Annotated in this window: 16 protein-coding genes; 14 read left to right on the top strand and 2 right to left on the bottom strand. The window is 65.9% G+C overall.

Annotation, left to right across the window (positions count from 1 at the left end; translation table 11 throughout):
* Positions 1-348 precede the first annotated feature (348 nt).
* From L0U85_RS11180 to L0U85_RS11155, 6 genes are all read left to right on the top strand, one after another.
* The gene (locus L0U85_RS11180; protein WP_241377839.1) at positions 349-1,572 is read left to right on the top strand and encodes an NADP-dependent isocitrate dehydrogenase; all 1,224 of its coding nucleotides are present in this window, start codon (positions 349-351) and stop codon (positions 1,570-1,572) included.
* Positions 1,573-1,751: 179 nt separating this feature from the next.
* Positions 1,752-2,480, top strand: coding sequence for a sugar phosphate nucleotidyltransferase (locus L0U85_RS11175; protein WP_241377838.1), 729 nt, complete (start codon positions 1,752-1,754; stop codon positions 2,478-2,480).
* Positions 2,480-3,529: an iron-containing alcohol dehydrogenase family protein gene (locus tag L0U85_RS11170; RefSeq protein WP_241377837.1), complete on the top strand. Its 1,050-nt coding sequence runs from the start codon at positions 2,480-2,482 to the stop codon at positions 3,527-3,529. The genes L0U85_RS11175 and L0U85_RS11170 overlap by 1 nt, the downstream gene beginning before the upstream one ends.
* Positions 3,530-3,890: 361 nt before the next feature.
* Positions 3,891-4,892, top strand: a complete 1,002-nt coding sequence (locus tag L0U85_RS11165; protein ID WP_241377836.1) for an ABC transporter permease — start codon at positions 3,891-3,893, stop codon at positions 4,890-4,892.
* A gap of 132 nt (positions 4,893-5,024) precedes the next feature.
* Positions 5,025-7,280, top strand: coding sequence for an acyltransferase family protein (locus L0U85_RS11160; RefSeq protein ID WP_241377835.1), 2,256 nt, complete (start codon positions 5,025-5,027; stop codon positions 7,278-7,280).
* 240 nt (positions 7,281-7,520) lie between these two features.
* Complete coding sequence (locus L0U85_RS11155; RefSeq protein WP_241377834.1) at positions 7,521-9,779, top strand: acyltransferase family protein; 2,259 nt, start codon at positions 7,521-7,523, stop codon at positions 9,777-9,779.
* Positions 9,780-9,794: 15 nt separating this feature from the next.
* On the opposite strand, the gene L0U85_RS11150 is transcribed toward L0U85_RS11155, so the two are convergent.
* Complete coding sequence (locus tag L0U85_RS11150; RefSeq protein WP_241377833.1) at positions 9,795-10,394, bottom strand: hypothetical protein; 600 nt, start codon at positions 10,392-10,394, stop codon at positions 9,795-9,797.
* Positions 10,395-10,660: 266 nt separating this feature from the next.
* Here L0U85_RS11150 and L0U85_RS11145 point away from each other — a divergent pair, with 266 nt between their 5' ends.
* The 4 genes from L0U85_RS11145 (at position 10,661) to L0U85_RS11130 (ending at position 19,763) form a co-directional block, all read left to right on the top strand.
* On the top strand, positions 10,661-14,233 hold the full coding sequence (locus tag L0U85_RS11145; RefSeq protein ID WP_241377832.1) for a bifunctional glycosyltransferase/CDP-glycerol:glycerophosphate glycerophosphotransferase: 3,573 nt from the start codon (positions 10,661-10,663) through the stop codon (positions 14,231-14,233).
* Positions 14,234-14,904: 671 nt separating this feature from the next.
* Positions 14,905-17,346, top strand: coding sequence for a glycosyltransferase (locus tag L0U85_RS11140; protein WP_241377831.1), 2,442 nt, complete (start codon positions 14,905-14,907; stop codon positions 17,344-17,346).
* A gap of 63 nt (positions 17,347-17,409) precedes the next feature.
* Complete coding sequence (locus L0U85_RS11135) at positions 17,410-17,814, top strand: hypothetical protein (protein WP_241377830.1); 405 nt, start codon at positions 17,410-17,412, stop codon at positions 17,812-17,814.
* Positions 17,815-17,846: 32 nt separating this feature from the next.
* The gene (locus L0U85_RS11130) at positions 17,847-19,763 is read left to right on the top strand and encodes a glycosyltransferase (protein WP_241377829.1); all 1,917 of its coding nucleotides are present in this window, start codon (positions 17,847-17,849) and stop codon (positions 19,761-19,763) included.
* Between the two features lie 202 nt (positions 19,764-19,965).
* Here L0U85_RS11130 and glnII read toward each other — a convergent pair whose 3' ends face one another.
* Positions 19,966-20,979 carry a glutamine synthetase gene (glnII, locus tag L0U85_RS11125; protein WP_347177421.1) on the bottom strand — a complete coding sequence of 338 codons (1,014 nt, stop codon included), beginning with the start codon at positions 20,977-20,979 and terminating at the stop codon, positions 19,966-19,968.
* A 248-nt stretch (positions 20,980-21,227) separates the two neighbouring features.
* Between glnII and L0U85_RS11120 the strand changes: the two genes are divergently transcribed.
* The 4 genes from L0U85_RS11120 (at position 21,228) to L0U85_RS11105 (ending at position 23,852) form a co-directional block, all read left to right on the top strand.
* The gene (locus L0U85_RS11120; protein WP_241377827.1) at positions 21,228-22,241 is read left to right on the top strand and encodes a hypothetical protein; all 1,014 of its coding nucleotides are present in this window, start codon (positions 21,228-21,230) and stop codon (positions 22,239-22,241) included.
* A gap of 215 nt (positions 22,242-22,456) precedes the next feature.
* A complete protein-coding gene (locus tag L0U85_RS11115) occupies positions 22,457-22,801 on the top strand; it encodes a hypothetical protein (RefSeq protein WP_241377826.1) in 345 nt (114 codons plus the stop codon).
* Positions 22,802-22,887: 86 nt separating this feature from the next.
* Complete coding sequence (locus L0U85_RS11110) at positions 22,888-23,232, top strand: hypothetical protein (RefSeq protein ID WP_241377825.1); 345 nt, start codon at positions 22,888-22,890, stop codon at positions 23,230-23,232.
* An 80-nt stretch (positions 23,233-23,312) separates the two neighbouring features.
* A complete protein-coding gene (locus tag L0U85_RS11105; protein WP_241377824.1) occupies positions 23,313-23,852 on the top strand; it encodes a hypothetical protein in 540 nt (179 codons plus the stop codon).
* Positions 23,853-23,902 lie beyond the last annotated feature (50 nt).

The following is a 23,902-nucleotide window of genomic DNA, read 5'->3' as shown; positions in this document are numbered from 1 at the left end:
ACCACCCACACACCAGCACCCCGCCAACCGCCCAAGGGCCAATTCCGGGCTCCCCGGGCGGGAGGAGGCGGGTGGCCGCCCGTCGGGGGCTGCGTCCGCCGAAGGGCACCTGTGGTGACGCGCCACACGCCGGTGCCGAGACGGAATCGTTACGAAGGACTTCGGATAGCGTTTCCCCTGGTCTCATCGACCTGTAGCGATCGGCGGCATTCGGCCCGATCGGTGTGACCATCGCCTCCGGAGCCTGGCTGTCGCCCCGGTCGTACACCCAGTACGCTCGTACTGTTAGTGACGAAGCGTCTCAGCTCAAGCGCCCGATCGACGGGCTATAGGAGAGGTACCGAACTCATGGCCAAGATCAAGGTCGCGGGCCCGGTCGTCGAACTCGACGGCGACGAGATGACCCGCATCATCTGGAGCAAGATCAAAGACGAGCTCATCCACCCCTACCTGGACGTGGACCTCCGCTACTTCGACCTCTCCATCGAGCACCGCGACGCCACGGACGACCAGGTCACCGTCGACGCCGCCAACGCGATCGCCGAGCACAACGTAGGCGTCAAGTGCGCGACCATCACCCCCGACGAGGCCCGCGTCGAAGAGTTCGGCCTCAAGAAGATGTGGCGCAGCCCCAACGGCACCATCCGCAACATCCTCGGCGGTGTGGTCTTCCGCGAGCCCATCATCATGAACAACGTCCCCCGCCTCGTCCCCGGCTGGACCAAGCCCATCGTCATCGGCCGCCACGCCCACGGTGACCAGTACAAGGCAACCGACTTCAAGGTCGACCGCCCCGGCACCCTGACCGTCACCTTCACCCCCGACGACGGCTCCGAGCCGATGGAGTTCGAGGTCGCCCGCTATCCCGAAGACGGCGGCGTGGCCATGAGCATGTACAACTTCAAGGCCTCGATCGAGGACTTCGCCCGCGCCAGCTTCCGCTACGGCCTCCAGCGGAACTACCCGGTGTACATGTCCACGAAGAACACCATCCTCAAGGCCTACGACGGCATGTTCAAGGACGTCTTCCAAGAGGTCTTCGACAACGAGTTCAAGGACGAGTTCGAGGCCAAGGGCCTCACCTACGAGCACCGCCTCATCGACGACATGGTCGCCGCCGCGCTCAAGTGGGAGGGCGGCTACGTCTGGGCCTGCAAGAACTACGACGGCGACGTCCAGTCCGACATCGTCGCGCAGGGCTTCGGCTCGCTCGGCCTCATGACCTCCGTGCTCATGACCCCCGACGGCAAGACCGTCGAGGCCGAGGCCGCCCACGGCACCGTCACCCGCCACTACCGCCAGCACCAGGCCGGCAAGAAGACCTCGACGAACCCGATCGCGTCGATCTTCGCGTGGACCCGAGGCCTGTCCCACCGCGGCAAGCTCGACGGCACTCCCGAGGTCAGCGCCTTCGCCGCCGACCTGGAGCAGGTCGTCATCGACACCGTCCAAGGCGGCAAGATGACCAAGGACCTGGCGCTCCTCATCGGCGCCGAGGCCGAATGGCAGACCACCGACGAGTTCCTCGACACCCTCTCGGAGAACCTCGCCAAGAAGGTCGCCGCGAAGTAAGCCCGTAACCTGACGGGCGCTACCTCGTTGAGCAGGGTGCGGTCTGCTAGAGCGGACCGCCCCTTCCCAGTTGGAGGCCCCAGCCGACGTGCGCCAGCGCACGCTTAGCCGGGGCCTCCCCCCTTGGACGGCTTGTAAACTAGGTCCGCCGACAAGATACGAGCGGAAGGCGAACATCTGTGAGAGGCGTCATTCTGGCCGCCGGACAAGGGCAGCGACTGCGTCCCGATACCGACGACCTGCCCAAAACCCTTCTGCCGCTCACCGAGACCGAGACGATCCTCGACACGATCGTCGCCGGACTCGCCGCTGTCGGCGTCCGCGACATCGCCGTCACCGTCGGCCACGCCGCAGAGAAGATCCGCGAGCACGCCCCCGCGCTCGAATCCCGCTACGGCGTCGCGATCACCCTGGTCGACAACGACCGCCCCCACTGGAACAACGCCTACTCCCTGTGGACCGCCCGGGACTGCTATTCGGGCGGCGCGATCCTGGTCAACGGCGACACCGTCCACCCCCACAGCATCGAACAGCGCCTCCTGGCCGCCGCCGAGGACACCCCCCAGCTCCTCCTCGCCCTCGACGACCACAAGACCCTCACCGACGAGGCCATGAAGGTCCGCATCGGGCCCGCCGGCGTCGAACTCATCCACAAGCGGCAGGCGATCGAGGACGCCGCCGGCGAGTACATCGGCGTGAGTCTCATCCCCGCCGGCCTCGCCGACGACCTCACCAAGGCCCTCGAAGCGACGTTCACCCGCGACCACACCCTCTACTACGAGGACGCCTACCAGGTCCTCGCCGAAGCCGGCCAGATCGGCACGGTCTCCACCGGCCCCGTCGCCTGGACCGAGGTCGACGACCACGCCGACTGGGCCGCCGCCCGCGCCATCGCGAAGGGACTCTAGTGCCGCTGCTCGCACGCACCGTCCTGGCGCCGCTGGCCGTCGAAGTCGCCGCAGGCGCACTCGCCGGACTGCCCGAGCTGCTCGTCGACACCCGCATCTCCTCGGGCGGACGCGTCGCCGTCGCCCTCGGTCCGGGACTCGGCACCGAGATCGCCTCCCGGCTCGACCTGCCCGACGCCGTCGTCCACACCATCAAGCCCGGCACCCTCGCCAGCGCCCACGACCTGGCCTCGCGACTGCGGGACGACCGCGTCGACGCGCTCGTCGGCATCGGCGGCGGGCGCCTGATCGACACCGCGAAGTACGCCGCGACCGAGCTCGGCCTGCCGATGGTCGCCGTTGCCACCAGCCTCGCCCACGACGGGCTCGCCTCCCCGGTCGCCTCGCTCGAACGCGAGAACGCCACCATCTCCTACGGCGTCCACACGCCGCTCGCAGTCCTCGCCGACCTCGACTTCATCCGCCGCGCGCCCGCTTCGCAGCTGCGCTCGGGCGTCGGAGACGCGCTCACCAACCTCTCGGCCACGGCCGACTGGGAGCTGTCGCACCAGGTCAACGGCGAGGCGATCGATGGGCTCGCTCTGGCGATCGCCCGCACCGGCGCCGAGGCGGTGCTGCGCCACCCCGGGACCGTCGCGGACGACGGGTTCCTGTCCACGCTCGCCAACGCCCTGATCCAGGGCGGCCTGGCGATGGGCATGGCGGGTTCCTCACGGCCGTGCTCGGGCGGATGCCATGAGATCGCCCACGCGCTTCAGGCGCTGCACCCCGGCGTGGCCGGGCACGGCGAGCAGGGCGCGCTCGGGGCGCTCTTCTGCACCTGGCTCAGGGGCGACGAGGCGCTGTTCCGTGAACTCGCCTCGGCCATGCAAAGACACGGCCTGCCTCGCACGCCAAGCGAACTCGGGCTCACAGTGGAGGAGCTCACTGCGGTGATCGACTATGCTCCGAGGACCCGGCCCGGTCGTTATACGATTCTCGAACATCGTGAACTGGATTCGGTGGCCATCAGCCGTCACCTCACGGAGATGATGCATGAGCTCGACTAGCCCGCACCCCGACGGAGTCTCCGGTGGCAACCCCGGGAGCGGCGACGGGGAGCACCCCGATGCCAGCGCTCCCCAGGGAGGCTACGGAGCAGGGCCGTCAGGCGCTACAGGAGGTTATCTCCCGGGGGCGACGAGTTCCGGGTCGGCGGCGTTCGCGAGCACGCCTCCTGGCTACCCGCAGCCGGGCTACGGTCCTCCGCAGGGGCAGCCGCCGGGCGGATACAACCAGCAGCCGCCGCCTCCGAACCCCTATGGCCAGCCGCAACCGGGCAACCCGCATGGGCAGCCCGCACCGCACGGCCCGTCTCCGCAGCAGCCGCCGCAGCACTATCAGCAGCCTCCGCCCACGACCCAGCCGCCGATGCCGCAGGCACCCTACTCCAGTAGGCCCGAGCCGCAACGCGACATGCCGATGGCCGGCGCCTCCCCGATCCGCCGCAACATCGACGACACGGCCGAGCTGCCGGCTTTCCTCGACTCGGCCCGCTCGGACGAGAGTCCGGGCAAGGCGAAGATGCCCGAGAAGAAGCCGCTGGTCCGCAAATTCCCGCTGACCACCGGGTTCACGGCGCTGCTTCGCCACCGCCACGCCCTGTCGGTGCTGGTGCGCCGCGACCTCGCCGTCAAGTACCAGTCGACGGTCATGGGCTACGTCTGGTCGCTCATCGAGCCGCTGGGCCTGGCGCTCATCTACTGGTTCGTATTCGGCTTCGTCTTCGCCCGCAGCATCGGCATGCCCGATGGCGTCGAGTACCCGCTGTTCATCGTCTCAGGAATCTTCGCCTACCAGTGGTTCTCCTCCGCGGTCAACGAGGGCACGAAATCCCTCGGCGGCCAATCGAGCCTGATCACGGTCATGAAGGTGCCCAGAGAGGTCTTCCCGGTCTCGAAGGTCTTCGCGCGCTTCGCCGAATACGTCGTGGGCTTCCCGATCCTCATCGCGATGGCGATCTTCTTCGGAGGGACCTTCGGGTTCAATCTGTTCTGGCTGATCCCGGCGATCCTCGTCGAGGCGATCCTCCTGACCGGCATTGTGTTCATCCTCGCGGCGCTCAACGTCCTGTTCAAGGACGTGCAGCGGTTCCTCGCGCTGTTCATGCGCGTGCTGTTCTACTCCTCGGCGGTCATCTACCCGATCAGCAAGGTCGAGGAGGCCCTGATGCCGGACCACGAGCTGCTCTTCCGGATCTTCTCGATGAACCCCCTGGTCGGCATCTTCCAGATGCACCGCGCGGTGTGGATCCCCGAGTTCACGCCGGACTGGTACCAACTGGGCAGCGCCGTGGGCTTCTCGGTGTTCCTGCTCTTCTTCGGCCGCTGGATCTTCTACCGGCTCGAGCCGAGAGTGCTGAAGGCGCTCTAAGCATTTCGACGGCTCCGGCTCCCTGCCGGGGCCGATTCGTCTCTTCCCGGCGGGTGATCTTCGTTCACCTCCTGTTTCATTTGTACGATGCAGTTCCATGCCGGGTGCAAGCGAGATGGAGACCACTGACCGATGACCTCGCCCCAGTCCCCCAGCCCCGGATTCGGGCCCACGGCGGGGACGGCACTCGACGAGGACACGATCCACCTCCCCAAGATCGTGTCGGGTCCCCTCTCCACCGTCGCACCGAGCGTCCACGCGGGCATGCCGAAGGCCGGCCCCGGTGCACAGCCGCGGACGCCGCACGTCGACCGGCCGCCTCGGAAGGAACGCTGGGACGGAATCGGCTTCCGGCCCGACATCCAGGGCCTGCGCGCTGTCGCGGTCATGCTCGTGCTCGCCTCCCACGCCGGACTGCCGTTCACCGAAGGCGGCTACGTCGGAGTCGACGTGTTCTTCGTCCTCTCCGGATTCCTCATCACCTCCTTGCTCGTCAAGGAGGTCTTCGACACCGGGAAGATCTCCATCGCCGGGTTCTATGCCCGCCGCGCCCGCCGCATCCTGCCCGCCGCCAGCGCCGTCACGATCGTCACCGTCGCCGCCGCATGGCTGTGGTTCCCCGTCACCAGGCTTGAAGAAGTAATGCGCGACGCCCTCGCCGTCATCGCCTACTACATCAACTACCGCTTCGTCGCCCAGAGCACCGAGTATCTCAACGCCGACCAGATGCCCTCGCCGTTCCAGCAGTACTGGTCCCTCGCAGTCGAGGAGCAGTTCTACCTCGTCTGGCCGCTGCTGCTCATCGCGCTGCTCCTCGCGGTCCGGCGCGCCCCGCGGAAACTCGTCGTCACCGGCGTCATCCTGTCGGTCGTGATCTTCGCAGTCTCCCTGGCCGCCTCCGTCCTCATCACCGAGGCATCCCAGCCGACCGCGTACTACGCCGGGCACACCCGGGCCTGGGAGCTCGCGGCCGGCGCCTTCCTGGCGCTGACCCTGCCCACCTGGAAGCGGACCCCGCGTGCCGCCGCCTGGATCCTCGGCATGGCCGGCTTCGGCATGATCATCGCCTCCGGCCTGCTCTACACCGAGCAGACGGCCTTCCCCGGCTACACCGCGCTGCTGCCGGTCATGGGCACCGTCCTCGTGATCGCCGCAGGAACGGCCGAGAGCGGATCCAATCCCGTCTCCTCCCTGCTGGGGACGAGGCCGTTCCAGTTCGTCGGGAAGATCTCCTACAGCCTCTACCTGTGGCACTGGCCGATCCTCATCCTCGGGCCGCTCGCTCTCGGCATCGATTCGTCCCTCAAACTCAACCTGGTGCTCATGGTCGTGGCCTTCGCCGCCGCGCAGCTGTCGTACGAGTACATCGAGGAGCCGGTCCGCAACTGGCGCCCGCTCAGGACGAGCAACCTGTGGGGCATCGCCTGCGGCGTCGTCTGCTCCCTGCTGGGGGTCGCAATGATCGTCGTCCTCACCAACGTGTTCCCCAAGGCCGACATGGGCGACGAGGACGTCGACCTCGCCGCCGTCGAGCAGGTCGAGAACGAGGACGACTTGGAGGAACGGCTGCGCGAGGGCCTTGAGACGACGACGGTGCCGAATGACCTCAAGCCCGCACTGGCGAACACGAACGCCGATCGGCCGGTCACCTACCCCGCGGGCTGTCACCTCGACTTCGAGGTCGCCGAGTTGCCAGACGACTGTGCTTACGGGGACACCGAATCGGACACCACTGTAGTCCTCATCGGCGATTCCCACGGCGCCCAGTGGTTCCCGGCGTTGGAGGCGATCGCCTCCAACAACGGCTGGAAGCTGATCTCCCGCACCAAGAGCGCGTGCACGCCCGTCTCGGTCCGGGTCGAAAGCACCCAGCACGACGGTGAGTACGCCGAGTGCTGGGACTGGAAGCAGAACGTCTTCGACGAGGTCGACGAACTGCGGCCCGACCTGGTGGTCATCGGCAGCTCCGACTCCACCACCCTCACCGGCGTCCCCCTCGACGATGCGGCCGGGGAATGGGAGAGCGGCTGGACGGCCACGCTGGACCGCGTGACTGCCGCCGCAGGGGCCGTCGTCACGCTCACCGACACCCCCTGGAAGACCGACGAAGCAGCCCCGGACTGCCTGGCGCTGCATACAGACTCGGTCCAGACCTGCCTTGAGGAGGACCCCTACGCCATCGCCCACGAGGACTTCCGCGAAGCCGGGCTTGCCGCGCAGGGAGCCGCCGGAGTGACCGTCGTCGACACCGCCGACTGGTTCTGCGTCGAAGGCGGCTGCCCACTCATCGTCGGCGACCTGCTCGTCTACCGAGACGGCCACCACATCAGCACTCCGTATGCGACCTCGCTGAGTCCGCTGCTCGCCGAGCGGTTGCCACAGCTCTGATCGTATGACGGACTGTAGTCCGGCGCTCGGCCAACCCTACCGATCCCGTGGGATTCGGCGTTTCTTTGTACGATGGTCGGTATGACTCGCCCTGCGGCACTTGCCGGGCTGCTTTGAAACCCCACGAGCGCCGCAGCGGTCGTGTCGCGGCATCCTGCCGCTCCTCCCGGCGGTCCCGCCCCGCCGCGACCCGAACCGACCCCCCGGTCGGCAGCAGGCACAGATGGAGACCGTTGCTTTATGACCTCGCCTCAGCAGCCCCCTAGACCCCACACCAGAGTCACCGGGGCGGCAATCGACGAGGAGACGCTGCACCTGCCGCTGACCACCCCAGGCCGGACATCGGCGGCCCGCCCGACCATGCCGAGCCCCTATCCGCAACACCCCGCGTTCCGCCCTGCTCCGCCTCCCCAGCAGGCCGTGCCGATGGCGCAGCGACCGGTCGAGCGCTGGGAAGGAATCGGATTCCGGCCCGACATCCAGGGGCTGCGGGCGGTCGCTGTAATGCTGGTTCTGTTGTCCCACGCGGGGTTCGCGTTCGCCGAAGGCGGCTACGTGGGCGTGGACGTGTTCTTCGTCCTTTCCGGATTCCTTATCACCTCCTTGCTGGTCAAGGAGGTCTTCGACACCGGGCGGATCTCGATCGCCGGGTTCTATGCCCGCCGCGCCCGCCGCATCCTCCCGGCAGCCAGCGTGGTCGCCGTTCTCACGGTCGTGGGGGCGTGGCTATGGTTCCCGGTCACGCGGATCGAGGAGGTGATGCAGGACGCGTTCACCGTCATCGTCTACGTGGTGAACTACCGGTTCATCGCCGAGAGCACCGAGTATCTCAACGCAGACCAGATGCCCTCGCCGTTCCAGCAATACTGGTCCCTCGCAGTCGAGGAGCAGTTCTACCTCGTTTGGCCGCTGCTGCTCATCGCCCTGCTGCTCATGGTGAAACGCGTGCCGCGCAAGCTTGTCGGCGTCGGCGTAGCCTTTTCGATCGCGATCTTCGCGCTCACCCTGGTCCTATCGGTTTTCATCACCGAGCAGTCGCAGTCGACCGCGTACTACGCCGCGCACACTCGGGCTTGGGAGCTCGCGGGCGGTGCGTTCCTGGCGCTGACGCTGCCGACATGGAAGAGGACGCCGCAGGCCGCCGCCTGGGCCCTCGGCGTCGTCGGTCTCGGCGCAGTCATCGTCTCGGCGCTGCTGTACGACAACGAGACCGCCTTTCCCGGCTACACGGCGCTCCTGCCGGTACTCGGCACGATGCTCGTGATCGTCGCCGGGACATCTCAGTTGTCGAACCCCGTCTCCTCCCTGCTGGGCACGAAGCCGTTCCAATTTGTCGGGAAGATCTCCTACAGCCTCTACCTGTGGCACTGGCCGGTCCTGATCTTGTTCCCGCTGGCGCTCGGCGTCGAGTCCTCGTTGCTGCTCAACGTGGTACTGCTCGCCGGGACTTTCGCGATCGCCCAGCTGTCCTACGAGTACATCGAGGAGCCCGTCCGGCGCGCCAAGCTGCTCAAGACCAGCAACATGTGGGGCTTGGCGACCGGCATTGTTTGTTCGCTGCTTGGCATCGGCCTGATACTCACGCTCACCATCGGTTTCCCGAAGTCCGGCACCGACGAGCCGCCGGTCGACCTCGAGGCGGTCGAGGAGGTCGATGACCTCTCGGAGATCGAGACGAAACTGCGGGACGCGCTTGAGAGCGACAGAGTCCCCGGAAATCTGATCCCGCCGCTGGCGAACATCAGTGACGACAAACCGACGATCTACAACAACAGCTGCCACCTTGAATTCGAGCAGACCGAATGGCCCCACGACTGCGTCTTCGGCGACACCGAATCGGACACCACTGTGATCCTCATGGGCGATTCACATGCCGCCCAATGGTTCCCAGCGCTGGAGACGATCGCATCCGACCGCGGGTGGAAGCTGATCTCCCGCACCAAGAGCTCATGCACACCCGTCGCGGTGCGCGTCGACAATCCAAGCCTCGGACGCGAATACACCGAGTGCGAGCAGGCGCGCGAGAGCGTCTTCGACGAGATCGACGAGATCCGTCCCACCATGGTCGTCTTTGCCAGCTCCGAGACGACCGAGCTGACCGGGTTCGAAAGCGATGAGACGAATGAAGCCTGGCTCGGCGGTTGGACGGACACCATCGGTCGGGTCGGTGCCTCGGCTGGGCACCTCGTGGCGATCGCCGATACGCCCTGGTCCGACAGCTTCGTACCCGAGTGCGTCGACCTCAACAGCGACTCGGTGGAGGCGTGCAATATCGATCAGGATGAGGGAGTGAGGCTGCCGGAGCGCCGCCGGGAGGCGATCGAACTGCAGGAAGGCGTCGGAGTGACGGTCATCGACCCGCTCGGCTGGTTCTGCTACGACGGCACGTGCCCCGTCGTCGTCGACGGCATTCTGGTGTACCGGGACAAGCACCACGTGACGACGCCGTACATGAAATCGTTGTCGGGGCTGATTGCCGAGGAGCTCCCGAAACTGTGAGCGAGGGGCGCGGCGCTACTGCAGCGAGAATGTCTCCTGGAGTTCGGCGCAGCGATCACGGATGAAGTCGCGCCGGTTGGTCCACTGGCAAGTGATCTGCACCAGGTGGTTTTCGGCGGTGACGAAGTAGTTCTGCTGGTAGGTCCTGTCGTCGCCGTCCTCGATGATCACAAACCGCCATATGCCGTCGTTTCCGCCTACGAGCGCCGGGTTGTGGCTGCCCTCGTCGGCGGCGTTGCCGACCAGCGCGTCGTACTCGCGCACCAGTTCAAGGCGGGCATTGTAGTCGGGGTACTCGCTGCCCTCAGGCAGCAGGTAGGAGGTCACGAAGATCCGGTTCTCGACATTGACGTCGGGCAGGTTGATGTCGTAGCTCCAACCGATGTGTTCGTACTCCAGCGGCGTCGGGAACGGCATGTCGGCGTTCTCGACGGCGTCGCTGGGCGGGTCGAACACCGGGGTGATCAGGGTGGACGGGTCGAAGACGGGTCCGGTCGTCGCTTCCTCGGCGGCTGCGGACTCGGTGGAGGGGGAATCGTCGGGCTGCTCGCTCTGGCAGCCGCTGAAGGCGACGACCGCCACGGCAGCCCAGAGCAGGGACATCGACTTCTTCACCGGGGCTCCTTGAGGACTTCGCTCGAATGGGGCTGATCGACAATGGCGATGGTACCAAGACCAGCACACTCCTCGTGGTCCGTGACGAGTGCGGTGTCGACCGAGTGGCCGCCGAGGCGCGGGCGCTGCCCTCATGGAATGAGCTGAACATCACTCAACTGTCGGTCGTCAGGTGGGAATCGGACTGGGGCTCAATACATGTGAGCGGCTGATATAGTTCAGATCGCCTTGTCGTCGCACCGCGATACGCCCCACGGGATCCGTCCGTGGCAGTCGGCTCTTCGGCAATTCCCCTGCACTTAGAAGAGCCGCAGCTATCATCGCCCTTGATGGAGAGTTCTACATTAATGTCCGAAAACTCCAGTCCTCGGTTGAGTGTGGTCGTCCCTGTCTACAATGTGCAGGAATATCTCGACCAGTGTCTGAGTTCCGTTGCGGAGCAGAACTTCCAAGATTTCGAAGTCGTGATGGTCGATGACGGCTCAACCGACACGAGCCCGGAGATCGCCGGAAAATGGGCTGAATCGGACGCCCGATTCCGGCTGGTGCGGCAGGAGAACCACGGACTCGGGCATGCCCGGAACACTGGGCTGCAGTACGTGAGCGGCGAATTCCTGGCATTTCTGGACAGTGACGACACGGTTCCCGTGGACGGATACGAGCGGATGATCGGCTCCCTAGAACACTCGGGGTCGGATTTCGCCGTCGGCAACGTCGAGCGGTTCGACTCCGGTAGGTCCTGGCAGACACCGCAGTACGCCGGACTGCTGGACGAGGGCAGCCGGACCACCCACATCCTCGAAGAACCCGCGCTTCTGCGTGACACCCTCGCCCACAACAAGGTATGGCGGACGGAGTTCTGGCGCCGACACGGGTTCGAGTTCCCCGTCGGGGTCTACTACGAGGACATTCCTATCATTCTCCCGGCGCACCTGAGCGCTGAACGAGTCGATCTCGTCGATGTCGTCGCTGTCAACTGGCGACTGCGAGAGTCCGGCGACTCCATCACACAGCGCCGGGCCGAATCTCCGGCTCACTTCACCGACCGGTTCGACGGAGTCGTTTCGAACATCCGCTTCTTCGAGGAGCGGGGCGCGCATGAACTGGCGCGCATCTATGGACAGGTTGTCCTGGAGCGGGATTTCTATTACGCGATCAATACGATCGACCAGATCGACGACGAATACCGGCGCATCCTCCGATCGCGGATCACCAGATTCCTCAACACCATCGAGTCCACTGCGTTGGAGGCGCTCGACACCACGATCCGAATGCGATACCGGCTGCTATGCGAGGGCGATATCGAGGAGCTGGTATTCCTGCGTCGACTCGAACGTGCCAAGCGCCTCGGCAGCCTGCCCGTCGTAGTCGCAGACGGCCGCGCCTACCTGGACCTGGGCCAGGGCACGGACTTCGACGCGCTCAACGTCGATAAGGCTGACCTCGACACCACAGACGACTTGGAGCTGGCGACCGGCGTGACCGGGTTGCGACACGACAAGGACGACATCGTCATTGAAGGCTGGGCGTACATCAGGCGGCTCGCCGGTGTCGACCACGGCGACTCGTGTATCCGAGTCTGGGCCGAAGCCGACGGGAAGCATGTCGACGCCGAGCTGGATCGACGAGACGAGCCCTTGGCCGCCATTCGCTCGGACACGCAGGCCACCGGCATAGAGAAGACGGGCTTCAGTGCGCGACTGCCCGTCGCAGAGCTGGTGGGGGACATGCGCCGTCAGCTCCGATGGACTGTCAACGTGTCCGCGTCCATCGCGGGCGTCACCAGCTTTCGTGCGCTCAAGAGTGCCGAACTCGGCACGGCCGAGCGCGTGATCATGCGGCCGCTCGGCAGCGACTGGTGGCTGCGTGCAAGCTGGGTCAACGAGGAACTCCTCGTCAGAGCCAAGTTCGAACCTGCCGTGTTGGAATCCGCGGTCCAGACCAAGCGGGCGCTCCAGCTCAGGCTGCGTGTGGCCAAGGGCTTCAACGGCAGCCTTGAGCTGCGCTCCGGCGATGGGACTACCACACAACGCTTTCCGTTCAGCGGCGTCGAGCGCTCCACTCGGCAGAAATCGGTGACCATTCCGCACTCGGCGCTGGCACTGCCGCCCGAGCACGGCCACGAGCGGTACTCGGTCTGGCGTGCCGTCGTCGTCGATGAGGTGAACGGCAGAACCCACGATCTCAATGCGGCAGACGGCTTCGAGGTGCGCCGCAAGGGGAGATTCTCCGAAGAGTTGTTCGTGCGTAGGACAAAGTCGGGCGTTGTCAGGCTGTGGCAAGGCGCGGTACGTCCCACATTGGAGAGCGCGGAGTGGACCGGCAACGGCGGCCTCCGGCTGCACGTCGAGGATCCGATGCCCGGCTCAGACGCGGCACTGCTCCTACGGCTTCCCAAGACCGGTGAAGCGCTGCGGTTTCCTATGCGCCGCATCCGCCGCGGCTACACCTGTGAGATCGCGCCCGCCTTTGTCGAGCGCTTCGGAGCGACCGTCCCGATCCGGCGCGGATGGTGGACGATGGGCCTCGAGACCGGCGCGGAGATGGAACGTCCCGTGGCCATCAAGAACGATCCGAGGGCCACATTTCCGATCGGCACCCGCATCCAGGGGCGCCCCTTCGATATCATCGCCAAGGGCATGAAGGAAGCGGTCTTGGTGGTGGGGTGGGACATCGCGGACGACGAGGTCGGCAAGACCAACCAGTGGCGGCTTCAGCAGATCGACTATCCGGAGTCCAAAGGAACGCTTCGCGACGCCGTGCTCTACGAGGTGTTCCGCGGCCAGTCGTTCGCTGACAGTCCACGAGAGATCTTCGAGGAGTTGCAGGCGAGGGGAGACGCCCTCGAACACTTCGTCGTCTCGGACGACCAGCAGGTGTCCGTCCCCGAAGGCGCTCGGGCTGTAGCGAAGTTCAGTCGCGAATACTACCGGCTCATGGCGCAATGCCGATACATCGTCGCGAGTACTCATCTGCCGGAATGGTTCGAGAAGGCACCGGGTCAGATTGTAGTCCAGACTTGGCACGGCACTCCGCTCAAACGGATCGGGCTCGATATCGATGAGGTCCAGTTCGCAAACCCGTTCTACCGAGACAGGCTGGTGCGCGAGTCGGCGATGTGGGACCACATGATTTCCGCCAGTGACTACACCACGCCGATCATGCGCAGCGCGTTCGGTTACGAGGGAAGCCTGCTGGAGACGGGACTGCCGAGGAACGACCGCTTCTACGGCGACAAGGCCGAATCGCTCTACTCCGAGGTCCGGGAGCGGCTCCGCCTGCCGGGCGACCGCAAGATCGTGCTGTATGCGCCGACTTGGCGTGACACGGCGTTCGGATCGCGCGGAAGATACACGCTCGACCTCCAGTGCGACCTGCGAGCACTGGCGGAATCTCTCGGTGATGGTTGGAGCGTCCTGTTCCGCAAGCACGCGAACGTCACCACGAGCCTTCCCGATTCACTTCGCGACTGCGTTGTGGACGTCTCCGAGTTCCCGGACGTCCAGGATCTCCTGTGTGCCTCGGACATCCTCATCACCGATTACTCGTCGCTGATGTTCGACTATGCCAACACCGGCAGGCCGATGCTGTTCTATACCTATGACCTGGAGCAGTACCGGGACCAATTGCGGGGCTTCTACTTCGACTTTGAAGCTGAGTCGCCGGGGCCGCTCCTGGAAGACGAAGACTCGCTCCGCAACGCCATGACGGAGATCGACAGGATCAAGGCGGAGTACGAGGAACGCTACCGCGGGTTTCGCGAGAGGTTCTGCACCTGGGACGACGGCGCCGCATCCGCCAGGGTGATAGACGCTGTGTTCGGCGAAACCAATCACTGAGCCTAGAGATTTCGCGGACGTCTCAGCGGCGCGTTCCCGCGGCGCGGAGACGTTCTGATCAGGCGAAGTCGTTCACGTAGCTCCAGCTCAACCGACTGGACGAACCGGCCCACCGACCGTCGAATTGATTCTGCGGACTGTGTAGTCGGCCCCCGCGGTCAGGTCGCTGAGCGGCGCGTTGTAGGCGATCGGGACCGCGCGCGGCGCCCGGAACGGCGGTCTTGTCTTCAGCCGAGGGTCCCGTAGGGAAGGGGGCCTCGGGATCATAGGGCCGGTTCGTGTCGATGATTCAGGCATCGCCGGGCTGGTGTGGCGCAGGTGCGGTGGTGCGTAACGCCTAGGCGCCGGATCAGAATATGCCCAATAGGGACTAGCTTGGATTCGAAATCGCTCCTTTTCCGATAAATGGCGACCTGATAGAGGTTGGAGCCTGCACGCAATCAATTCAGTGCGATTCATCACATAAGTCAGCAACCGTGGAGAAATGGACCCTGCATTGTCGTGTTTGCAAGGCATATTGCTAGCATTTACCCAGAGTTCACCGGTGTCGCCCACCTCGCCGGGCCCTCCTGGGCTGCCACCTCCTCTGGCGTGGGCCGCGCGGATGGCCTTGCCTTGTTAGCCTTTGCAAGGTGAACCCCCTGCCCCTTCTCGACCCTGAACGAAGCCACATGGATTACGCCTCACCCGCATTGCGCTCCCAGTTCATCGACGACCACGTCGCTGTAGCGCTGCGACGCAATCCCCGGTCGCTGGGCGAGACCGCGATCCGCTTCGGATCGAGGCAGATCCGGGACGTTCTCGCGGCCCGGGCGGTGTCCCCTGCGATCGGCTTCGAGACGTTGCTTGAGTTGCTCGATCGTGGTGAACTCGGTTTCGGCGAGAGCGAGGGGCATCGTATTGAGCCCTTCTACCTGGCTGAACTCGCACGAGCCCTGGCCGTTCAGCGCCTCACGGACGACGACCTCGCTGACGCCTTGAGGATCTATGCGTTCCTCGCCGCCGAATCCAAAGAGCACCTTGATTCGCACCACCAGGGCATGTACCTTCATCTGTCAGCGAAGTTCCGTCTATCGGACGCGAAGCCCGATGGGCTCTTCGAGCATTGCGACCGGGCGCACCGGGCCGTCGGCGCGATGCTGGAATGCAACCGATTGCTGCGCCCCGGCAGGGTCATCCGAGCCTGGCTCCGTACCCTCGAGCACCTGCTCCTCACGAGGTGCTCCGTGGGTGAGCGCGAGGGGACCCTCCTTTCAAGGCTGGAAGCCAGAGACCGACGCCGCTCCAGGATCGCTAAGAAAGTCAGCGTCATCGTGCCCGTAGGTGATGCCGAGCCGACCGCCGCGCTTCGATCGGTGCTGCGCCAGAACCACCCTCAGCTTGAACTGCTCGTGATCACTTCTCGTGAACTTGCTGCAGAAACGCGCCGCCTGGTCGACGCGATTGCCGAGGGACGTGTCATCGAGACAAACCAGACCCAGTACGGCGCCCTGGTCAACTGCGGCATCGAGGCTGCCACGGGGGAGTTGATCCTGGTGCTCGACCCTGACGACTGGTGCGTACCCCATATGATCGAGACCCAGATGCGGCGCATCCTCCGGTCCAAATCCGCAGTCGCCGCCCGTGCCGCCCGACTCCGGGCGACCGCGGACCTGCGCATCGGTCCCTTCGGTGCCGTGCGCCCCGAGATCCACTCTAAGATCCTCATGTTCCGCGCGAGCGTGGTCGAACGCATCGGCCACTTCGACGAAGTCGGGTCCGAAGCCCTGGAAGAGTATGCGAGCCGCATCCGCACGGCCTACGGCAAGGGCTCGGTCGACTTCTCGCGCACCAAAGTCCTCGCCCTCACGCCTGATGAGCGCGAATTCGTGCCCCACGTCGAATATGAAGAGGCAGAGACGAGCCAGGCCTTCACCGCGTATCGCTCGGGCTACCGCCAGTGGCACAAACGATGCGAAGAAGCCGATGAACCGATCCACTTCGAACCCGGCGACGAGCGGCCCTTCGCACTGCCCTTGGCGATGCGAGATGAGGCCTCGCCGAAGTACGACCTCGTGTTCGCCAGCGACTGGCGCCCCTTCGGCGGCCCAGCCAAGTCCATGCTGGAAGAGATCACCGCGGCCCGGCGCCTCGGCCTGCGCATTGGCGTCATGAACCTCGAAGCCGTCCGCATGATGGCACCCATCACCCGCAGGGTCTGCGCCCCCGTCCAAGCACTCGTCGACAGCGGCACCGTCGACCTCCTTGTCCCCTCCGACGAAGCCGACATCGACACCCTGATCGTCCGCTACCCCCTCGTCCTCGAATTCGACCGGGTCATCGAGGTCAAGAGTCGGGTTCGCAGCCTTTTCATCCACGCCAACCAGCCGCCCTGCGAGGCCGACGGCAGCGACCTACGCTATTTCGTCGATCACTGCGAGGCTAACGCCGAACGCTGGTTCGGCGTCGAGCCCAGCTGGATACCCCAAGGGCCCCAAGCCCGCCAGGCCCTCATCGAAGCGCCCGTCCCCCCGAGCCGGCTCGAACCGTTCGACCTTCCCGGCATCCTCGACCCCGACGAATGGGAGATCGTCCGCGACGACTTCCGCTCCGAGATCCCCGTCCTCGGCCGCCACTCCCGCGACCATGTCACCAAATGGCCCGGCGACCCCAAGGCGATGCTGCGGATCTACCCCGACGACCCGGACTACGATTTCCGTAACATGGGCGGTGTCTCCACTCCGCTCGAAGTCCTCGGCGGCAAGCTCCCTTCGAACTGGGTCGCTTACGGCTACGATGAGACCGACGTCAAGGACTTCCTGTTTCAGCTGGATTTCTGGATCTACTTCCCCAACGAGATCCGCATCGAGGCTTTCGGCCGCGCGATTCTCGAGGCCATGGCCTCCGGATGCGTTGTGATCCTGCCCGAGGTCTTCAGGTCGACCTTCGGGGAAGGTGCCCTGTACTGCGAGCCAGACGAAGTCAAGAACCTCATCGACAAGTACCGCGCCGACCTCGGTGCCTTCATAAGACAGAGCCGCCGCGGGCAGCGTCACGTCCGAGACCACTTCAGCTACGAGTGGTACCAGCGCCTGCTCAAGAGCCAGCTGCTCGCAGGCGGTCTGCGGGCCTGACCATGGGTGTCGGTGCTCCGCGCCCACCTACTTCACGAACTCGAGAAAATCGGAGGAACTTCGATGTTGCGACGCTTCTTCAAGCGGTGGTTCACCCGCCGCCAACTCGCGGCGCTCTGCCTGGTCGCGGTGGTTGAAGGTGTCGCGCTCGCCGTCGGCGTGCTCGGCTACGAAGCCGCCGCCTGGGCCGGCCTCATGATTTCGAACCTCGCGGTGCTCGCAGTCCTGTTTCGCGTCCTCGGCCGGGTCAGGGACCTCGACGAGAGCGAGAGCCGTCGCTGGAGTGAGGCCGAGGCCCGGGCCGCCGCCGAGCAGCAAGTAGCCGAGCAGGAGGTCGACGAGGAGCGGACCGAACTGCTTCTGCGACGTATCCTGGCCGCCGTCGAGCACGAGCGCCACCAGAATGCGCGCCGCTTCGAACAACTCGCCAAGGACCGGGGGGCAGCCGAAGAGTACGATCCGGCGTGAGCTGACCACTGCCAGACGGGAGATCGGATGCCATGCGCATCACCTTTCTCATGACCGAGATGAACGGGCTGGGAGGTACGGCTCGGGCCACGCTCGCACTCGCGGACGGCCTGATGCGGCGCGGCGATGACGTCGAGATCATCTCGGTGTTCAACAGCCCCACCCGTACCGACTTGTCGATCTCCGAACACCTGAGGTTCCGGGTTATCACGCGCGTCGCGATGAGCGGCGACAAGACGACCCCGAAGCTGCCCGGCTGGGACCGTCCGGCGAAGGTCATTCCGCTGCGGGAGGAGCTCTACAAGCGTTTCAACGGCTACGTTGAGGACGAGGTCGCGCGCGTCCTCAGCGAACTCGAAACCGATGTCGTCATTTCCACCCGCACCGGACTGGCCGCCTACATCGCCGAGTTCGCGCCCGCGGACATGGTGAAGATCTGCCAGATCCACGAGGACCCCGGCAGCCACAACAAGCAGCTGAACGAGCAGATGCGCGGCGTTTACGAGCGCATGGACGCCATCGAGGTCCTGACCGAGTACGCCCGCCAAGGCCTGGCGCGGAACGCTCCGGAATCGTCAGAGAAGATCCACGTCCTGCCCAACGCCATCGTCGACACCCTTGCCGAACCCCTTCCTGACGGCACGAAGCTCGCGGTGGCGGTCGGTCGACTCGCGCCGATCAAGCAGTACGACCTGCTGATCGAGGCGTTCGCCTCCCTCGCCGCCGAGTTTCCCGATTGGCGTCTGCGGATCTTCGGCCGCGGACCCGAATCCGGATCGCTGCGCCGCCAAGTGGACCGTCTCAGCCTCCACGACCGCATCCTCGTGCCCGGACCTGCGATCCCCGCGTTCGCCGAATGGGCCAAGGCGGATATCGGCGTCTCGTCCTCGCGCGTCGAGTCCTTCGGTGTCAGCATCGTCGAAGCCATGTCGATGGGTGTCCCGGTCGTCTCCACAGACGTCCACTCCGGACCGCCCGAGATAATCACTTCCGGCGTGGACGGGCTCTTGGTGGAGGCCGACGCCGCCTCCCTCGCTGACGGCCTGCGACGCCTGATGGCCGACGCTGACCTCCGAAAAACATTGGGTGCCAATGCTATCAAGAAAGCGAAGCAGTACTCCTCCGACGAGCTCGCACGTCGCCACAGCGAGCTCTTCGACAGCCTCGTCGCTACCGGTCAGTCCACCCTCCGGGCCGCTCCGGAGGAGGCACTGCGCCTGACGGCCGAGCGCGTGGATACCGAGGCCGTCGAGGTCGTCGTCCACGGCACTCGGCGGCCCCCGCTCGTGCTGCGCTCGGTGTCCACGGGGACGCAACTGCGGCCGGAGCGCACGGGAGGCGGCCTGACGTTCGACCGCTACCGAGTCGATCTCGCCATGCTGCGGAGCGACATCCGCACCGAGGACTGGGAGGCAATCACGCCCCCGAGGACCAACCGCCTTGACTGCATCGGCACTGCCGCGCTGCTCGACGCCGAACTCCGCTCGGCGTCAGACCTGCTGCCGCAGTCGGTCGACAGCCGGCTGGTGCTGCGTTCTCGCACCAGGCAGCGCTTCGGCGAGGTCCGCACCATTCGCCGCGCCGACCGCCGCCTCATAGTGTTGGAGGTCGATATCGTCGGCACCACTGTCGGCGAGGCCGCCTTGGACCTGGTCTCCCGTGCGAACAAGCAGTCGGCGGCCCAAGTCTCGGGAACCGCGCTTTCTGATGGGCGCTTCGAATTCGAGCTCCACTCCGAGACACTCGGCGAGTGCCTCCGGCAAGGGACTTCGAGCTTGACGCCGTGGATCGCGACTGGAGGACCCACGGTGAGGGTCGGGTCGCTGCGATGCGATATGAGTGGACGGCGAACCATGGGCGTCTTCGAACTTGAGGCCGAGGCGGGCACGTTCTGGTGTGAATGGGGCTATGAGCGATCCGGCGCCCTGGCCCTCGAACTCCAAAGTTGAACGGTAGGGTGGCCAGCTTGCCTTGCCGCGTGTAGGTGTACCCGAGCCGACGAGGCACTCGCCACTGATGCAGTGACCGGCGAAACTTCCGTTCACTTGGCGATCCGGCTTCACCGGGAAGTCCGGAACGCATCCGAACAATGTAGGGGGCGCCGCGCAAAGCACGGCGCCCCCTACAGGTGCTCACTTGGAGTCGTCTCGGTTAGACGAGGCCCTTCTTTTCGAGGGCGCTGCAGACCGTGTCGACCATCATGCGGGTGACGATGTACGGGTCCATGTTGGCGTTGGGGCGGCGGTCTTCGAGGTAGCCCTTCTTGTCCTTCTCAACCTGCCACGGGATGCGGATCGAGGCGCCGCGGTCGGAGACGCCGTAGGAGAACTGGCTCCAGTGCGCCGTCTCGTGCTGGCCGGTCAGGCGCTCGTCGATGCCGTGGCCGTAGTTCTTCACGTGCTCCTCGGCCTTCGCGCCCAGCGCCTCGCAGGCGGCGATGATCGGCTCGTAGTCGTCACGCATCGCCTTGGTCGAGAAGTTGGTGTGGCACCCGGCGCCGTTCCAGTCGCCCTTCGCCGGCTTCGGGTCGATCGTCGCCGACACGCCGAACTCCTCGGCGGTGCGGTAGAGCAGCCAACGCGCCAGCCACAGCGAGTCCGAGACGTCGAGCGCGGAGGCGGGGCCGACCTGGAACTCCCACTGGCCCGGCATGACCTCGGCGTTGATGCCCGAGATCGGAAGGCCCGCGGTCAGGCAGTTGTCCAGGTGCTTCTCGACGATCTCGCGACCGAAGATCTCGTCGGCGCCGACGCCGCAGTAGTAGCCGCCCTGCGGGGCCGGGTAGCCGCCCTCCGGGAAGCCCAGCGGGCGCGAGCCCACCATGAACGTGTACTCCTGCTCGATGCCGAACCAGGACTCCTGGCCGGCGTACTTCTCGGCGGTGGCGGCGGTGGCCGCGCGGGTGTTGGTCGGGTGCGGGGTGAAGTCGGTGTCGAGGACCTCGCACAGGACCAGGATGTTCTCGCCCCCGCGGATCGGGTCCGGCACGACCTTGACCGGCTTGAGCACGCAGTCGGAGGAGTTGCCCTCCGCCTGGTTCGTGGAGGAACCGTCGAAGCCCCAGATCGGCGGCTCCGCACCCGCTTCGAGGATCTTGGTCTTGGAACGCAGTTTTGCGGCCGGCTCGGTGCCGTCGAGCCAGATGTACTCGGCCTTGATCATCAGGTGGGAGCCCTTCTCGTGGTTGCGCGAACGCTGCCACGCTCCCAAGAGCCAATTTCTCCTTCGTTGAGGTCGTGTAAACAGTCTGTTAAGCAGTGCTTCCTGGGGCCGGAGGCAATTCGTGAGTCCTTGTCGTCCAAATTCGGACTAGAAAATCTCGACAGCCCCGTATCCCCGATTCCGCCACATTCGTTCTTCTAAGTGCGAGCGGCAAGCCGCTCGCGCTCAGGTTCAGGACGAGGAGGAAGAGCATGGGACTCATCATGCGGGGCTGTGAGATCACTCGCCGCCTCGGCGTGCCCCGGCTCCTCCTCGGCGCCGCGCTCGGAGCATTCGGTTCCCTCCTTCTGGGGGCCTTGAGCATGGCGACCATCGCTTGGGCATCGGACGAGACCGCCGAGACGACAGGCCTTGCCGCGCTGACCGATCCGCTCACCGCCGAAGTGTCCGACATGTCGCGCCTGGCCGCGCGACTGGTCCCGCAAAACCAGCAGGGACATCGGACACCGGCGGACGAGGGGACGTCACCGGGGCTGGTGTCGGGTCTGACCGAACCGGTGGGCTCGTTGGTGGAAGAGCCGGTGGAATCCGTGCAGACTGCACTGCACGACGAAGCGCGCACCGACCTGTCGAACGGCATGTCCGTCGGAGACAGTGCCGCTGGAGTAGCGACACCGCTGTTGGGATCCCTGGTCAAGGAAACGTCCTCCGTCCTGGAGCGTCCCGACGAAGTGGTGTCCGGTGTCTACGAGACTGTCGCGCCCGCGACCGAAGAGGTCAATGCGCTGGCGCGACTGGTGACCGATGGCCTTGTGCCGCCGCGCGACGCGACGCTTCCCGGGAGCGTCCTCGCCTCCGGCCAAGGACAGCCGAGCCTCACCTCGCTCCAGCAGGTATCCGACTCCACCGAGGTGGCGGCGGCACTCCAGCAAGGAGTGTCATACGACCGGTCGGCCGCCGACCTCGAGTGCACTGCCGCCTCGGCCGAGGCGCAGGAGACGGCTGCGGACGACAAGGTGCTGCGCGCACTGGGCGCCAAGGTCGCGCGACCGTGGAGCGATCACGGACCCGCGATGCCTGACCTGAAGATCATCCCCGGTGGAGCCGCTGGCTCGACCGCCGGTATCAGTGTGGACGGCGGCAACGCCGCCGTCGACGTCTCCCCGGCCACCGCAGGCGAACAGGTGTCGTTCGCCCGAGCGGTGATCAGGGAATCGGGGTGGCCAATGGACCGCGCCGCCGAGCTGTCCGTCGCCCCGGACTAGCGCCTCCGCGCGTCGGCGCGGGGAGCCCGCAGCGCACTGGCAGTGCTGTTCGATCCCACTCGGTTGCATCGTGCGAGGCCTCCGCCTCGGCGGTGTCCGGCGCGCCGACGCGCGGTAAGGCCCACACCGGCTGCCTTCACATGAAGTCCGCCGAATCCAAAAAGGAAGACGCCCGAACTCTCGGGCGCACAACCAAGAAGGAAACGAAAAGCATCATGCGCAAGGTTCTCACCGTCGCAGCCGCCGCCGGCATCGCCGCCATCGGCGCAGCCGCTCCCGCCGTCGCCGCCGAGTCGGGTGTCGACGCGGGCGATCTCAGCCTGGTAAACGTCGACGCCTCTGACGCGGCGCAGTGGCAGGTCTGCGGCCAGAACGTTCTGGCCCAGCCGAACGGCCAGGACTGCGACAACAACGGCGGCTCGGCTTCGGACTCGGGTGTCGACGCGGGCGCCCTGTCGCTGATCAACGCCGACGGCTCCGGCGCGGCGCACTGGCAGGTCTGCGGCCAGAACGTCGGCGTCTCGCCGCTGCTCGACCAGCAGTGCGACAACGGCAACTAGCCGTACCGCACGACCTGTCGGGGCGGGTCGCGCTGAGGCCCGCCCCGTCGAACCGACTGAGACTTCATCGAACCAGGAGGACGAACATGCGTAAGTCCATTGTCATCGCAGCTGCCGCCGGCATCGCCGCCGTGGGCGCCGCCGGACCGGCCATCGCCGCTCAGGACGCGGGCGTCGCCGCCGGCGACCTCAGCCTCGTCAACGTCAATGCCTCCGACGCGGCGCATTGGCAGGTCTGCGGCCAGAACGTGCTCGCCCAGCCCTACGGGCAGGACTGCGACAACAGTGACCAGGGCACCGATGACTCGGGTGTCGACGCGGGCGCCCTGTCGCTGATCAACGCCGATGCCTCCGGCGCGGCGCACTGGCAGGTCTGCGGCCAGAACGTCGGCGTCTCGCCGCTGCTCAACCAGATGTGCGCCAACGACTAAGAGCGGTGCCATACGGCCGCTCGCAACGACCACTAGGCGGGTCGGATCTCGGCCCGCACAGACAAAGAAACGAAAGGAACATGAACACCATGATCAAGACCACCACCGCTGCCGCCTTCGCGGCCGCCGGCATCGCCGCTCTCGGAGGCGCCGCGCCCGCCATGGCCCAGGTCTCCCCGGGCGATCTCAGCCTGGTGAACCTGGACGCTTCCGACGCCGCTCAGCTGCAGGTCTGCGGTCAGAACGTGCTGGCGCAGCCCGGCGGCCAGGACTGCGACAACTCGGGCTCGGACGGCGGCGACGGTTCCGGTGTCGACGCCGGCGATCTCAGCCTGGTGAACCTGGACGCATCCGACGCCGCGCACTGGCAGGTCTGCGGCCAGAACGTTCTGGCTCAGCCGAACGGCCAGGACTGCGACAACTCCGACGGCGCGGGCAGCGGCTCGGGCACCGACGCGGGCGACCTGTCGCTGATCAACGCGGACGGATCGGACGCCGCGCAGTGGCAGATCTGCGGCCAGAACGTGCTCACCCAGGTGGACGGCCAGGACTGCGCCAACGCTGAGCAGAACGACGGCCCCGGCAAGCCGTCCAAGGGCGTCGACCAAGGCGACTTCTAGCGTCCGCATTCGCCGTCCGAGTCGGGAACCAGTTCTGTTAGGTCAGAGAT

The sequence above is a fragment of the Glycomyces sp. L485 genome (assembly GCF_022548875.1).
In the GTDB taxonomy this organism is placed as follows: domain Bacteria; phylum Actinomycetota; class Actinomycetes; order Mycobacteriales; family Micromonosporaceae; genus Glycomyces.
Note: the sequence above shows the minus strand (reverse complement) of the source record. Positions and strands in the feature narration are given on the sequence as shown.